The sequence below is a fragment of the Streptomyces sp. NPDC091682 genome, assembly GCF_044756625.1.
Lineage (GTDB): Bacteria > Actinomycetota > Actinomycetes > Streptomycetales > Streptomycetaceae > Streptomyces.
Genome location: NZ_JBIVTH010000025.1, coordinates 1 through 13,881, shown reverse-complemented (window position 1 = coordinate 13,881; position 13,881 = coordinate 1). Strand labels below are relative to the sequence as shown.

At 72.4% G+C, this 13,881-nt stretch carries 14 protein-coding genes; 5 read left to right on the top strand and 9 right to left on the bottom strand.

The window, feature by feature from the left end; translation table 11 throughout:
* Nucleotides 1-3: 3 nt before the first annotated feature.
* Together ACIQK6_RS36515 and ACIQK6_RS36510 are read left to right on the top strand one after the other, a co-directional pair.
* On the top strand, nt 4-471 hold the full coding sequence (locus ACIQK6_RS36515; RefSeq protein ID WP_329104227.1) for a DUF742 domain-containing protein: 468 nt from the start codon (nt 4-6) through the stop codon (nt 469-471).
* Nucleotides 452-1,078, top strand: a complete 627-nt coding sequence (locus ACIQK6_RS36510; RefSeq protein WP_030016310.1) for an ATP/GTP-binding protein — start codon at nt 452-454, stop codon at nt 1,076-1,078. The genes ACIQK6_RS36515 and ACIQK6_RS36510 overlap by 20 nt, the downstream gene beginning before the upstream one ends.
* Nucleotides 1,079-1,223: 145 nt before the next feature.
* On the opposite strand, the gene ACIQK6_RS36505 is transcribed toward ACIQK6_RS36510, so the two are convergent.
* From ACIQK6_RS36505 to ACIQK6_RS36495, 3 genes are read right to left on the bottom strand one after another with little or no spacing between them, the layout of a single operon-like run.
* Nucleotides 1,224-2,420 (bottom strand): lipid-transfer protein, encoded by a 1,197-nt coding sequence (locus tag ACIQK6_RS36505; protein WP_329104229.1) that lies wholly within the window; start codon nt 2,418-2,420, stop codon nt 1,224-1,226.
* Entirely contained in the window at nt 2,417-2,920 is a 504-nt protein-coding gene (locus ACIQK6_RS36500) for a Zn-ribbon domain-containing OB-fold protein (protein WP_402696795.1), read from the bottom strand. The genes ACIQK6_RS36505 and ACIQK6_RS36500 overlap by 4 nt, the downstream gene beginning before the upstream one ends.
* 34 nt (nt 2,921-2,954) lie before the next feature.
* Nucleotides 2,955-3,323, bottom strand: a complete 369-nt coding sequence (locus tag ACIQK6_RS36495; RefSeq protein WP_329104233.1) for a DUF962 domain-containing protein — start codon at nt 3,321-3,323, stop codon at nt 2,955-2,957.
* Between the two features lie 185 nt (nt 3,324-3,508).
* Between ACIQK6_RS36495 and ACIQK6_RS36490 the strand changes: the two genes are divergently transcribed.
* Complete coding sequence (locus ACIQK6_RS36490; RefSeq protein ID WP_329104235.1) at nt 3,509-4,018, top strand: NUDIX domain-containing protein; 510 nt, start codon at nt 3,509-3,511, stop codon at nt 4,016-4,018.
* A gap of 77 nt (nt 4,019-4,095) precedes the next feature.
* On the opposite strand, the gene ACIQK6_RS36485 is transcribed toward ACIQK6_RS36490, so the two are convergent.
* The 4 genes from ACIQK6_RS36485 to ACIQK6_RS36470 all read right to left on the bottom strand — a co-directional run bounded on the left by ACIQK6_RS36485 (nt 4,096) and on the right by ACIQK6_RS36470 (nt 7,976).
* Nucleotides 4,096-4,533 (bottom strand): SRPBCC domain-containing protein, encoded by a 438-nt coding sequence (locus tag ACIQK6_RS36485; RefSeq protein ID WP_329104237.1) that lies wholly within the window; start codon nt 4,531-4,533, stop codon nt 4,096-4,098.
* A gap of 36 nt (nt 4,534-4,569) precedes the next feature.
* Entirely contained in the window at nt 4,570-4,914 is a 345-nt protein-coding gene (locus tag ACIQK6_RS36480; RefSeq protein ID WP_402696793.1) for an ArsR/SmtB family transcription factor, read from the bottom strand.
* Nucleotides 4,911-5,396 (bottom strand): SRPBCC domain-containing protein, encoded by a 486-nt coding sequence (locus ACIQK6_RS36475; RefSeq protein ID WP_329104241.1) that lies wholly within the window; start codon nt 5,394-5,396, stop codon nt 4,911-4,913. The genes ACIQK6_RS36480 and ACIQK6_RS36475 overlap by 4 nt, the downstream gene beginning before the upstream one ends.
* Before the next feature lie 231 nt (nt 5,397-5,627).
* Nucleotides 5,628-7,976, bottom strand: a complete 2,349-nt coding sequence (locus ACIQK6_RS36470; protein WP_402696791.1) for a glycoside hydrolase family 31 protein — start codon at nt 7,974-7,976, stop codon at nt 5,628-5,630.
* Between the two features lie 221 nt (nt 7,977-8,197).
* Between ACIQK6_RS36470 and ACIQK6_RS36465 the strand changes: the two genes are divergently transcribed.
* The gene (locus ACIQK6_RS36465) at nt 8,198-10,174 is read left to right on the top strand and encodes an acetoacetate--CoA ligase (protein WP_402696790.1); all 1,977 of its coding nucleotides are present in this window, start codon (nt 8,198-8,200) and stop codon (nt 10,172-10,174) included.
* A 63-nt stretch (nt 10,175-10,237) separates the two neighbouring features.
* Nucleotides 10,238-11,161 (top strand): hypothetical protein, encoded by a 924-nt coding sequence (locus ACIQK6_RS36460; protein WP_402696789.1) that lies wholly within the window; start codon nt 10,238-10,240, stop codon nt 11,159-11,161.
* A gap of 69 nt (nt 11,162-11,230) precedes the next feature.
* On the opposite strand, the gene ptsP is transcribed toward ACIQK6_RS36460, so the two are convergent.
* Both ptsP and ACIQK6_RS36450 read right to left on the bottom strand, forming a co-directional pair.
* Nucleotides 11,231-12,901, bottom strand: coding sequence for a phosphoenolpyruvate--protein phosphotransferase (gene ptsP, locus ACIQK6_RS36455; RefSeq protein WP_329104250.1), 1,671 nt, complete (start codon nt 12,899-12,901; stop codon nt 11,231-11,233).
* A gap of 74 nt (nt 12,902-12,975) precedes the next feature.
* On the bottom strand, nt 12,976-13,425 hold the full coding sequence (locus tag ACIQK6_RS36450) for a PTS glucose transporter subunit IIA (protein ID WP_329104252.1): 450 nt from the start codon (nt 13,423-13,425) through the stop codon (nt 12,976-12,978).
* Nucleotides 13,426-13,881 lie beyond the last annotated feature (456 nt).

The window sequence follows — 13,881 nt, the reverse complement described above, 5'->3', positions numbered from 1 at the left end:
GGCATGAGCGATTCAGGCCAGGACCACCCCACCGGCATTCCCGGCGGCTTCACCGTCGACGCGTCCTACTCCGACCCCGACCAACTGGACCCCGACCACGCGCACTGGTTCGACGACGACGCGGGGCCCGTCGTCCGCCCGTACGCCATGACCCGCGGCCGGACCAGCCACACGGGCCAGCACCGACTCGACCTGATCGCGCTCGTCGTCGCCGAACCGGCGGCAGACGATCCGGTTTGGGACATGACCCTCTCCCCGGAACACGCCCACATCCTCGGGCTGTGCCGGGGCCGACCGCAGTCGGTCGCCGAACTCGCGGCCGATCTCGACCTCGCGGTCGGGGTCGTCCGCGTCCTGATCGGCGACCTGGTCGACGAGGAACTGGTCCACGTGACCAGGCCGGTACCGCCGGCCGAACTGCCCGATGAATCCATTCTGCGTGAGGTGATCGATGGCCTTCGGGCGCTTTAGCCGCACCGGTGCCATGCACGCGGTGTCGCCGGTCGAGCCGCTGACCTTGAAGATCCTGGTCGCGGGCGGCTTCGGGGTGGGCAAGACCACCCTGGTCAGCGCGGTGAGCGAAATCAGACCGCTCCGCACCGAGGAACGGCTCTCCGAGCCGGGCGTCGGTGTCGACGACACGGGGGGAGTGGAAGGCAAGAGCACCACCACCGTGGCCATGGACTTCGGGCGCATCACGCTCCGCGAGGACCTGGTGCTGTACCTGTTCGGCACCCCCGGGCAGGACCGCTTCTGGTTCCTGTGGGACGAGCTCGCACAGGGGTCGCTCGGCGCCGTCGTCCTCGCGGACACCCGTCGCCTCGCCGACTGCTTCGCCGCCATCGACTACTTCGAGCGGCGCGCGATCCCGTTCGTCGTCGCGGTCAACTGCTTCGACGGAGCCGACCGGCACCCCGTGGTGACCGTACGGACGGCACTGGACCTCGACCCCGGGGTACCGGTGCTGCTGTGCGACGCACGGGACCGGGAATCCGTGAAGGACGTGCTGGTGGGGGTCGTGGAACACGCGATGTCCCTGGCACGCGAGCGGCGCCGGAGCCTCTCGGCGGGCGCCTGACACGGAGGCGGCCCGTACCCCCGCCGACTGGGGTACGGGCCGCAGCTCTCACGGGGGGACCGGGGCCCCGGTCGCGGCGCGGGACTGTGGAGCGAGTGTGAACCTGCCGCCGGGAGCCGTCAAGCGTTCGGACAACACCAGCAGTTCAGCGCACGACGACGACCGCGGACCCGTGCCCGAACAGCCCCTGGTTCGCCGTGATCCCGGCCCGCGCACCGGGCACCTGCCGCTCCCCGGCCGTACCGCGCAACTGCCAGGTCAGCTCACACACCTGCGCGATGGCCTGCGCCGGCACCGCCTCCCCGAAGGAAGCCAGCCCGCCACTGGCGTTGACCGGGATCCGGCCACCCAGCGCCGTCGCCCCCTCCCGTACGAGCTTCGCCCCCTCACCTTCCCCGCAGAGCCCGATGTCCTCGTACCACTCCAGCTCCAGGGCGGTGGACAGGTCGTACACCTCGGCCAGGGAGAGGTCGTCCGGGCCGAGCCCCGCCTCCTCGTAGGCGGCGCGCGCGATCGAGGACCTGAAGGACCCGGCCGCCGGCGCCACCGCCATCGCCACCGCCGAGTCGGTGGCGATGTCCGGCAGGTCCAGCACCGTCCGCGGATAGGTGGGCGTCACCGTCGAGACGGCGCGGATCCGCACCGGATCGGCCACCCCGCGCGCACGGGCGAAGTCCATGCTGGTGAGCACCAGGGCCGCGCCCCCGTCGGAGGTGGCGCAGATGTCGAGCAGCCGAAGCGGATCGGCGACCACCGCCGAAGCGGCCACCTCCTCGGCGGTGACCTTCCTGCGGTAGCGGGCGTGCGGATTGAGCAGCCCTGCCGCCGCGTTCTTCACCTTGACCTGGGCGAAGTCCTCGGGGGTGTCCCCGTGGAGGGCCATCCGGCGCCGGGCGTAGAGCGCGAAGTAGGCAGGGTTGGTGGCGCCGAGCACGCGGAACCGCAGCCAGTCCGGATCGTCGGGCCGATCGCCACCGGCCGGTGCGAAGAACCCCTTGGGCGCGGCGTCCGCGCCGACCACGAGCACCACGTCGGCCAGGCCGGCCAGGATCTGCGCGCGGGCGGCTCCGATGGCCTGGGCGCCGGACGCGCAGGCCGCGTACACGCTGGTCACCCGTGCGCCCTGCCAGCCGAGAGCCCGGGCGAACGTGGCGCCCGCCACGTAGCCCGGGTAGCCGGAACGCACGGTGTCGGCGCCGACGATCGACTGCACCTGCGTCCAGTCCAGTCCGGCGTCGGCCAGTGCCGCCCGCGCGGCGACCCGCCCGTATTCGACGAAACTGCGGCCCCATTTGCCCCAGGGGTGCATACCGGCCCCGAGGACGGCGATGTCGGCGCTCACTCGGCGCCTCCCACCGGCCGGAACTGCCAGGTGGTCCAGACGGTCCCGGTGGTCCCGGTGGTCCCGGTGGTCCCCGTGGCGCCGGCGGTCCCGGCATCCTCGTTCAATACGCCCCCGACCACCTCGACCTCCATCCCGACCGCGAGGTCGGCGACCCCCACCCCCGGCGCGGCCTGCCCCAGGACCACCATCGCCTCGGCCTCCAGTTCCACCGCGACCAGCGTGTACGGCTCCCAGGGCGCGGCCGGATCGGACACGTACGGCGCGGGCGGCCGATAGCGCCCGTCGGTGTAGGACCAGACCCGGCCCCGTGGGGACAGCGGCACCTCGGCGAGCTCGCCGCCGCCCGGGCAGCGCGGATTGCGGCAGTAGGCGTCCTCGCGGGGGAAGAACACCGCGGTACAGGCCGAGCACCGGGTGCCGAGCAGTCGGAAGCCGCCGCCGTCCGGTGCGTCCTCGGTGAACCACCCGCTCACGACGGGTGTGCGTGTGCGTGCCACGATGCCCCTCCCTGGTCAAACTTCTGACGGATCGTCAGGAGTCTGCCACGGGCGGTCGTCCCTGACACGGGTTCTCGGCGAGCCACTTCTGCGCGATCTCGCCCAGCTCCGCGTCGCGCCCGGCCAGCATCATCCGGATCATCTGCGCGTCCCCGCGCAGCGACCATCCGGGATGACCGAAGGAGGCCGGGTTGTTCCCCTCGATCAGGAAGTGCGCGGACCAGGCGGTCCCGTACCCGATCAGGGGGAGGGCGGCGAGGTAGCGCCGGCGGCCGCGCGCCAGCCCGTAGGCGCTCACGGCCAGCCCGGTCAGGGTGCCCGTGAGATGGATCCAGCGGGTGGCCGCGCGCGAGTGCATCGCGACGTAGTAGGGCCAGAACTCCTCGTACGAGGTGAAGGTCATGCGGGCAAGGTACTTACGGCCGCACGACGGCGACAGCGACGGGGAGGGTCGACATGCATACCGCTACCCGCCTCGGGCCCCGTGCGCGGCACGCCATCACCGCCGGGGCGGGCCCGAACGGGCCGCCGGCCGGCAGGGGGCCGCAACAGCCGCCGTCCACAGACCCCTTGGCATACCATCGCCGGATGTCGGCACACCTGAAGGACTCGCACTGCTCCACCTGCGGAGCCCCGTACTCCAGCCCCGAGTGGCCCCGCACCTGCGCGGCCTGCGGGGCGACCGCCTACCGCAATCCGCTCCCGGTGGCCGTCACCCTTCTGCCCGTCGAGGATGCGGACGGCACCGGCCTCGTGGTCATCACCCGCACCATCGAACCGGCCCTCGGCGGCGTCGCCCTCCCCGGCGGCTTCATCGACTTCGGCGAGGACTGGCGCGACGCGGTCGTCCGTGAACTCTTCGAGGAGACCGGCATCACGGCCCCGGCCTCGGAGGTCGTCCTGGCCGACGCCCTGAGCTCCCCGGCGGGCCACCTCCTCCTCTTCGGGCTCCTCCCGGCCCGCCCGGCCGCGGAACTGCCCGCCTCGAAGCCGACGGACGAGACCACGGGCTGGCACGTCCTGCGCACCCCCTCGGCGCTGGCCTTCCCCTTGCACACCCAGGCGGCGGCGTCCTGGTTCGCCGGCAAGTACGCCTGAACCGACCCCGTGGGCCCGACCCCGTGGGCCCGACCCCGTGGGTCGGGAACACGGCGTCGGGCCCTGCGCAAGCGACGTCAGTGCCAGTTGCTGATCTGTACGTCGCGCGGGTGCGGCGCGCCGGAGCCCGTCTCCACCAGGGACTTCAGGCTCATCAGGAAGATCGCCCACTTGGTGCTGCAGTGGTTCATGAACTCGACCGGTTCGCGCCAGCCCGCGTGCGCGAACCTGACGATCGTCCACTCGCCGTCCCGGGTCAGTTCGAAGCTCACCGTCGTCCCGACCCACTCGGCCGGACCGTCGGCGACCTCCCACAGCACCCGTGTGTTCGGCCGCAGTTCGAGCACCTTCATGTCGAAGCCGCCGAGGTCGCCGAACCGGAACTCCAGGACGCCGTCGCCGTTCCCGCTCGTGTCGGTCGTCCACCAGGCGGCCAGTCCCTCGACCGTGGTGAGCGCTTCGTACACCTTCTCCGGGGTCGCGGTGATGCCTACCCGGTGCAGGATGTCCACCATCTCGCTCTCCTCACTCCTGAATGTCGCGTCTCCGCGTCACTGCTTCTCGTTCTTGGCCCGTTGGATCGCTTCGGCGAGGCTCTTGACGCGCCGCAGCCGGGCGTCCCACATCTCGCCGACCGAGTTCAGCTGCGCCACGGCCCGGGCCAACTGGGCCTCGTCCACCCGGTAGCGCTTCTCCCGTCCCGCCGGCGTCGACCGGACCAGCCCGACCCGGTCGAGCACGGCCAGGTGTTTGGTCACGGCCTGTCTGGTCACCGGCAGGTGCACGCTGAGGGTGGTCGCGGTCCCCTGGCCGTCGGCCAGCAGGAGGTCGATCATCCGGCGCCGGGTCGGGTCGCCTATCGCGGACCAGAGGTCGTCGTCGACGGCGGTGCTCATCGCGCGGCCGCCAGTCGATCGGCCGTCGCCACCAGGCGCGGCAGGTAGAAGTCCCAGCCCTGCCGGTGGTCGTCGTAGTGGGCTTCGAGCACGGCGGCCTCCCAGCCCCGCTCGCGGTAGCCGCTCTCGCGGAAGCGGACCGTGGTTCCCGTACCCGCGGGTAGGAGCTCGAAGGTCACCAGTAGCGAGTTGCCCGGACCCGCCGCTTCCGTCTGCGTCTCGTCGTAGGTCCACCGGAACGAGAACATCCGCGGCGGGTCGGCCTCGACGACCGTGAACGGCGCGGACTGCTGCCGACCGGTGTCCTGATCCGTCCACGTGAGACGGGCGGTCGCGCCCGCGGCCGGCTCGAACGCGGTGGTCTCGGCGCTCCACCACTCCCGGATGTGCTCGGGGCTGCTCAGCACCTCGAACACCACCTCGGGCGAGGCGTCGATGTGCAGCTCGCGCTCGATGCTCCCGTACTCCATGGCCGTCTCCATCTTTCGCAACCTTCGGTTGCATATAAAGCTAGCCCCCCTCCGGTCGATACGCAACCGATGGTTGCGTATCGACCGGAGGAGCCCCGGAGGAGCCCCGGAGGAGCCCCGGAGGAGGCATGGAGGAGGCATGGAGGAGGCATGGAGGAGGCATGGAGGGGGCCCGGGGGAGGCCCGGGGAGGCCCGGAGGAGGCGGCGACACCACGGGCCTGCGCGGCCACCGGCCCGTGCGCCTACAGGCCCCGCACGGTGACCCCCTCCACCCGGTTCCCCGACTCGTCCTCCACCACCACCGCGTCACCCAGCCACCGCACCGCGTACCGCTCCACCTCACCCGCCCCGAAACCCGGCCCCGGGTCCCGGATCACCACCCCGCCCCCCGTGCGCCCCCGCGCCGGAGCCCAGACCTCCAGCTCCACCCCGTCGCCGGAGGCGGCACGCACCGGCAGCACCGCCCCCGCCCGTGCCAGCACCGGGATCCGGCCCTGCGGCGCGTCCAGCAGGATCTGCCCCGGGCCCTCGTACGCCGCCCCCGTCGCCGTGTCGTACCAGCGCCCCCGCGGCAGCCGCACCGCCCGCCGGTCCGCCCCGCACTCCAGCACCGGCGCCACCAGCAGCGCGTCACCCAGCAGGAACGCGTCCTCGCAGTCCCGCAGCCGCCGGTCCTCCGGCGTCCCCCACCAGACCGGCCGCACGTACGGGGCGCCCGTCCGCCGCGCCAGATGGGCCAGCGTCACGAAGTACGGCCGCAGCCGCTCCCGCTCCGCCATCACCGCCCGGGCCTGCTCCGTCACCTCCGGCCCGAACTCCCACGGCTCCCGCCGTCCCGCCCAGATCGCCGAGTGGGTCCGGAACAGCGGCAGGTAGGCCCCCAATTGCAGCCACCGCACGTACAACTCCGGCGACGGGGAACCCCCGAACCCCCCGACGTCCGGGCCCGAGTACGGCACCCCGCACAGCCCGAGCCCCAACACCAGCGCCAGCGAGGCCCGCAGCCCCTCCCAGCTGGACTCCACGTCCCCCGACCACGTGCCCCCGTACCGCTGCATCCCCGCCCACCCCGACCGCGAGAACAGGAACGGCCGCTCGGCGGGCCGCAGCCGAACCAGCCCCTCCCACCCCGCCCGCGCCATCCCCAGCGCGTACACGTTGTGCCCCTCGCGGTGGTCGCCGCCCACCCCGTCCAGCGCGTGCCGCGCCGACCTCGGCAGCGTCGTGTCCCCGAACGGCGCAAAGGACACCGGCTCGTTCATGTCGTGCCAGAAACCGGCGAAGCCCTGCGCGAGCCGCTCCTCGTACAGCCCGCCCCACCACTCCCGCACCGCCGGATCCGTGAAGTCCGGGTACGCGCACTCGCCCGGCCACACCTCACCGCGCACCTCCCCGCCCCGCGCGTCCCGCACGAAGGCCCCGCCCGCCCCCACCGTCAGCCCCGACGCGTGCACCCCGTCACCCGCCTTGACCGCCGGGTCCACGATCGACACGAGCCGCACCCCGGACTCCCCCAACTCGCGTGCCAGTCCGGGCAGATCGGGGAACCGCCCCTGGTCCACCGTGAACACCCGGTGCCCGTCGTAGTGGTCGATGTCCAGGTGTACGGCCGACAGCGCGAGCCCGCGCGACGCGTACCCCGCCACCACCCGCCGCACCTCTTCCGCGCTCCCGAACCCCCACCGCGCGTGCTGGTACCCCAGCGCCCACTCCGGCGGCACCGCGGCCGCGCCCGTCAGCCCCGACCACCCCTGCAACACCCGCGCCGGCGTCCCCACCAGCACCCAGCACCGCAGCGGCCCGCCCTCCATCCGCAGCTCGCTCGCCCCCGGCCGGTCCGCCCCCGAACCGGCGCCCTCCTCACCCTCGCGCAGCACCACCCGCCCGTCCCACGAGTTGTCGTGGAACACCAGGTGCGTCCCCGCGTCCGCGACCACCAGCTGCACCGGCATCGTCAGGTACAGCGGATCGGCCCCCGGCCCGAAGCCCCCCTTCGGATCCGTGTTCCACAGCCGGTACGCCCCGTCCCGCAGCCGCGGCCCGGCGGCCCGCCCACCCAGCCCGAAGAACCGCGCGTCCGCCGGCACCTCGCTCCGCTGCGACCACCGCGCCGCACCCATCCGCGGATCCACCGGCTCCCACCACCGCGGCGGCGCCTCCCGCCGCAGCACCGTCCCGCCCGGCGTGCGCACCTCCAGAGCCCCGTGCCGCGACACCGCCACCGTCACCCGCTCCGACACCACCCGCCAGCCGCCCCCGGTGTCCGGCTCCAGCACGGCCCGCGGATCCGGCTCGGGGCCGTCGCCCACCACCGCGTACGAGGGCGTCGGCCCGGCCCCGTCCCAGCTCCAGAACACCGCGCCGCCCACCATCACCCGCACCAGCAGCTCGGAACGCGCGAACCGCAGCACGCCCCCGCCCGGCCGGGCCTCCGTACCGGTCAGCAGCCCGGGGACGCGCGCCCGCTCCGCGCCCCGGCGCGGAAGCCCCACCGCGTCCGAGCGCCGGTGGCGCCAGGCCGAGCGCCAGGCGCGCCGACCGCGCTCCGTACCGATGTCCTTCACCGCACGCACCAGATCACGACCGTCCATGCCGCTCACCCTGCCACCGGCCCTCGGCCGAAGGGACGGCGTTCAACTGCCGTTCACCCGGCAGCGGCACCCCCGAGTCGATCATCCGACCCGCCAGGACGGCCCTGGTGCAGCGGACGATCACATGGCATGGTCCCTGTGAGCCGCCGCGCCCACACCCCCGCGCGACGGCACCGTACGCACACGAAGCGCGAGCCGCAGACTTGACCGGGAGCCGACCCATGACCTCAGCCACGCAGCCGGAACCCCTCTGGGCGCCGGGCCCCGACCGGATCGCCGCGGCACGGATCACCGCCTTCCAGGCCTGGGCCGCCGAGCACCACGGAGCCCCCGCCGACGGCGGCTACCCCGCCCTGCACCGCTGGTCCGTCGACGAGCTCGACACCTTCTGGCAGGCCGTCGCCGAGTGGTTCGACGTCCGCTTCACCACCCCGTACGCATCCGTCCTCGCCGACCGCTCCATGCCCGGCGCGCAGTGGTTCGCCGGAGCCACCCTCAACTACGCCGAGCACGCCCTGCGCGCCGCCGAGGACCCGGCCCGCGCCGCCGACGCCGCCCTGCTGTACGTGGACGAGACCCACGAGGCCGTCCCGGTCACCTGGGCCGAGCTCCGCCGCCAGGTCGGCTCGCTCGCCGCCGAACTGCGCGCCCTCGGCGTGCGCCCCGGCGACCGGATCAGCGGCTACCTCCCCAACATCCCCGAGGCCGTCGTCGCCCTCCTCGCCACCGCCGCCGTCGGCGGGGTCTGGACCTCCTGCGCCCCCGACTTCGGAGCCCGCAGCGTCCTCGACCGCTTCCAGCAGGTCGAGCCCGTCGTCCTGTTCACCGTGGACGGCTACCGCTACGGCGGCAAGGAGCACGACCGCCGCGACACCGTCGCCGAGCTCCGCGCGGACCTCCCGTCCCTGCGCGCCGTCGTCCACATCCCGCTCCTCGGCACGCCCGCCCCCGAAGGCGCCCTCGACTGGTCCGCCCTGACCTCGGGCGACACCGAGCCCGCCTTCGAGCCGGTCCCCTTCGACCACCCCCTCTGGGTGCTGTACTCCTCCGGTACGACCGGGCTCCCCAAGGCCATCGTCCAGTCCCAGGGCGGCATCCTCCTCGAACACCTCAAGCAGCTCGGCCTGCACTGCGACCTCGGCCCCGAGGACCGGTTCTTCTGGTACACCTCCACCGGCTGGATGATGTGGAACTTCCTCGTCTCCGGCCTGCTCACCGGCACGACCGTCGTCCTCTACGACGGCAGCCCCGGCTACCCCGACACGGGCGCCCAGTGGCGCATCGCCGAGCGCACCCGCGCCACCCTGTACGGCACCTCCGCCGCCTACGTCATGGCCTGCCGCAAGGCCGAGGTCCACCCGGCCCGCGACTTCAACCTCTCCGCCGTGAAGTGCGTGGCCACCACCGGCTCCCCGCTCCCGCCCGACGGCTTCCGCTGGCTCCACGAGGAGGTCGCCGAAGACCTCTGGATCGCCTCCGTCAGCGGCGGCACCGACGTCTGCAGCTGCTTCGCGGGCGCCGTCCCCACCCTCCCGGTGCACATCGGCGAACTCCAGGCCGCCTGCCTCGGCACGGACCTCCAGGCCTGGGACCCCTCCGGCAAGCCGGTCACCAGTGAGGTCGGCGAGCTCGTCGTCACCAACCCCATGCCGTCCATGCCGATCCACTTCTGGAACGACCCCGACGGCAGCCGCTACCGCGACAGCTACTTCGAGATGTTCCCGGGCGTCTGGCGCCACGGCGACTGGATCACCCTCACCGACCACGGCTCGGTGATCATCCACGGCCGCTCCGACTCCACGCTCAACCGCCAAGGCGTCCGGATGGGCTCCGCCGACATCTACGAAGCCGTCGAACGCCTTCCCGAGATCAAGGAATCCCTGGTCATCGGCCTGGAGGAGCCCAACGGCGGCTACTGGATGCCGCTCTTCGTCCACCTCGTCCCCGGCGCGACCCTCGACGACGACCTGCGCGCCCGGATCAAGGCGACGATCCGCGAGGAACTCTCCCCGCGCCACGTCCCCGACGAGATCATCGAAGTCCCCGGCATCCCGCACACCCTCACCGGCAAGCGCATCGAGGTCCCGGTCAAGCGCCTCCTGCAGGGCGCACCCCTGGCCAAGGCGGTCAACCCGGGCTCCGTCGACAACCTCGACCTCCTCCACTTCTACGAGGAGCTGGCCCGCACCCGCGGCTGAGGCCAATGTCAGTGGCGATGGCTACTCTGAGTGAGCAAGCGATTGCGATGCTCAGGGGGAGCCATGCCACGCAAGAACGACACCGGTGCGCGTACGGGCGCGCACCGAACCCGTACCACCGACCGGCGCCGACTGCTGCGCCGCGAGGTCCCCGGCACCATCGGCCTCCTGGCCGACGCCGGGGACTTCGCGGCCATGCGCGGCTACCGCAGCTTCACCTTCGACGACCACCAGGACTACCTCCACCACGTGGACGGCCTGCTCAGGTCCCTCGCGGCCCAGGGCATCCACACCACCGTCGCCCTCTTCGATCCCGAGGAGTACGCCGAATTCTGCGGGGAGACCGGCCTCGACCCGGACACCGCCGAAACCCGCGCCCGCTTCACCGCAGAGCTGGCCGGCAGCGGCGCCCTCCTGCCCTACAGCGGCCAGCCCATCGACGAGCTCGTCCCGCTCCTCGTCGACGAAGCCGTCCGCCAAGCCACCTGGGAGTACGCCACCGGCGTCCTCGCCGAGGTCGGCCACTGCGCGGACTGCGGCGAGGACATCGGCCACTCCTCCTTCGACCGCGCCACCGACGCGCTCAAACGCCTCGTGGCCGGCGCCGGACCCGGCCACCACCACTTCGTCTGCAGCATCCCGACCGAAGCACAACAGCTCGTCGCCGTCCTACACGCCGACACCACCGACGACCCGGACACACCGCCGCGCATCGACGGCCGGGCAGGCCTCGACTTCGTGACGGTCCTCGCCGCGGGACTCGCCCTCGGCGGCCCCGGGGGACTGGTGGTCCGCACCACCGGTGAGGGCCGCCGGGACCGGGTCCACGGCTGGCGCCTGGACCGCGGCCGGCTCACCGCCCTGTCGGCCGCGGCCGTTTTCAACGCCTACTGCACCGACGCCGACACCGGAGACCCCGTCGCCCCCGAATCGGGCGTCGAATACTGCCCGGGATACGAGGTCGACGCACCCGGACCGCACCACTGACCGGCCCGGAACGGACCGAGGGGCCCTCGCCACCGGCGAAGGCCCCTCTACACCACCCGCACCAACCGGCTACTCGCCGGACAGCACCGCCTGCGCGGCCACACGAGCCTCCTCGGCGCTGTCCGCCGCACGGGCCGCCGCCGCGGCACGCTCGCACTGGGCCAGCGTGTACTTGGCGAGCGTCGCCCGGACGTAGGGAATCGAAGCGGCACCCATCGAAAGGGAGGTGACACCCAAACCGGTCAGCACGCAGGCCAGCAGCGGATCGGAAGCGGCCTCACCACACACGCCGCAGCTCTTGCCCTCCGCCTTGGCGGCATCCGCCGACAGGGCGATCAGGTCGAGCAGCGCCGGCTGCCACGGGTCCTGGAGCCGCGAGACGGCGCCGACCTGACGGTCTGCGGCGAAGGCGTACTGGGCCAGGTCGTTCGTGCCCAGCGACAGGAACTCGACTTCCTGGAGGATGGAGCGCGCCCGCAGCGCGGCGGAAGGGATCTCCACCATCGCCCCGAACTTCGCCTTCAGACCGGCCTCCCGACAGGCGTCCGCGAAGGCTTTGGCATCGATCCGGTCGGCGACCATCGGCGCCATGACCTCGAGGTAGACCGGCAGCCCCTCGGCGGCCTTGGCCAGCGCGGTGAGCTGCGTGCGCAGCACGTCCGGGTGGTCCAGCAGTGAGCGCAGCCCGCGCACACCCAGCGCCGGGTTGGGCTCGTCGCCCGGCGTCAGGAAGTCCAGCGGCTTGTCGGCGCCGGCATCGAGCACCCGTACGACGACCCGGCCCTCGGGGAAGGCTTCGAGCACCTTGCGGTAGGACTCGATCTGCTTCTCCTCGGACGGCGCCTTCTTGCTGTCGTCCAGGAAGAGGAACTCGGTGCGGAACAGACCCACACCCTCCGCCCCCGCCTCGACGGCGGCCGGCACGTCCGCGGGACCGCCGACATTGGCCAGCAGCGGCACCTTGTGACCGTCGGAGGTCGCACCCGGACCGGACGAAGCGGCCAGAGCCGCCCTGCGCTCGGCGGCCGCGGCCTCGAGCTCGGCCCGCTTCTGCGGCGACGGGTCCACGAACAGGTCGCCCGTGCTGCCGTCCACCGCGATCATGGTGCCCTCGGCGATCTCACCGGCACCCGGCAGCGCCACGATGGCCGGCACGCCCAGGGCCCGCGCGAGGATCGCGCTGTGGCTGGTCGGCCCGCCCTCCTCGGTCACGAAACCGAGGACGAGCGCCGGGTCGAGCAGCGCCGTGTCGGCGGGAGCCAGGTCCCGCGCGATCAGCACGTACGGCTCATCGCTGTCGGGCACACCAGGCATCGGCACGCCCAGCAGCCGTGCCACGATGCGGTTGCGCACGTCGTCCAGGTCGGCCACCCGGCCGGCCATGTACTCGCCGGCCCCCGCGAGCAGGTCGCGGTACGCGGCGAACGCGTCGTACACGCCGCGCTCCGCGGTGCTGCCGACGGCGATCCGCCGGTCGACGTCCGCCATCAGCTCGGGGTCCTCGGCGATCATTGCCTGAGCTTCGAGCACGTGCTGGGCCTCGCCACCGGCCAGCTGGCCGCGCGCGATCAGATCGGCCGCCACAGCACTCACGGCCTGACGGGCGCGCCCCTGTTCGCGCGCCGCTTCATCCGCGGTGATCTGCCTGGCCGGCGGTTCCAGAACCGCCGTGCCCATGTGCCGCACCTCGCCGATCGCCACCCCGTGGCTCACGCCGACGCCTCGCAGCGTTGTCTCCATTTCACCCGTCTCCGATTGAGCGGCGGGCCGAGCCGCCGCGGTGGATGTACGACTCGCCCAAACAGGCGGACGCGTCACTGCCAGCTGAAGAGAGCGTCGTCAGCCTTCACGTCGCCGGACTCGACGACGCCGGAGAGGGATTTGGCCGTCGCTTCGAGCGCCACAACGGGGCAGATCGGCGACTTGCCGGCTGCCTCGACGGCAGCGGGGTTCCAGCGGATGACGGCCTGGCCGCGGGTCACGGTGTCGCCCTTGTTGACGAGGAGCTCGAAGCCCTCGCCGTTGAGCTGAACCGTGTCGATGCCGAGGTGCGTGAGTACACCGTGACCCTCGCCGTCGACGACCACGTACGCGTGCGGGTGCAGGGAGACGACCACACCGTCGACGGGGGACACCGCCTCCGACGCCTCGCGCACGGGATCAATAGCGGTGCCCGGTCCCACCATCGCGCCGGAGAACACCGGATCGGGCACTGCCGCGAGTCCGATGGCGCGCCCGGCAAGTGGGGACGTCACGCTGGTCATGGGGGCCTCCCAGGGGGTGGGGCTCTTCGTGTCGCCGTCACTACCTGTCGCGAACGGCGTACTCTTCAGAAGGATATGGCACTAAATGTTCGGGTTCGCCCGATGTAGCTCCTGATCCGGGCGTCTCCGTTGGCCGGAAGACTAGTGGACTAGACCGGTGGACTAGACCATACGCCTGAATCGATTTGCTTGGGCACCCCCAGAGCTGTACTGTCGTGACTCCCGCCAGGACGCCTCGTGTGAACTTCTCGCGAACGGCCGATGGACGGGACTCCTCCTCTTCGGCATTGATCTTGATCCCACCCTTCTTTTCGTACGCCTTTTCGGTAATGCGGAGAGTGGTCAGGGAGAAGGAAAACCGCTGATAGAGTCGGACTCGCCGGAAAGGGAAAGCGCGAAAGCGAAAACCTGGAAAGCGCCGAGGAAGTCGGACACGAAAGAGTCTGATAGAGTCGG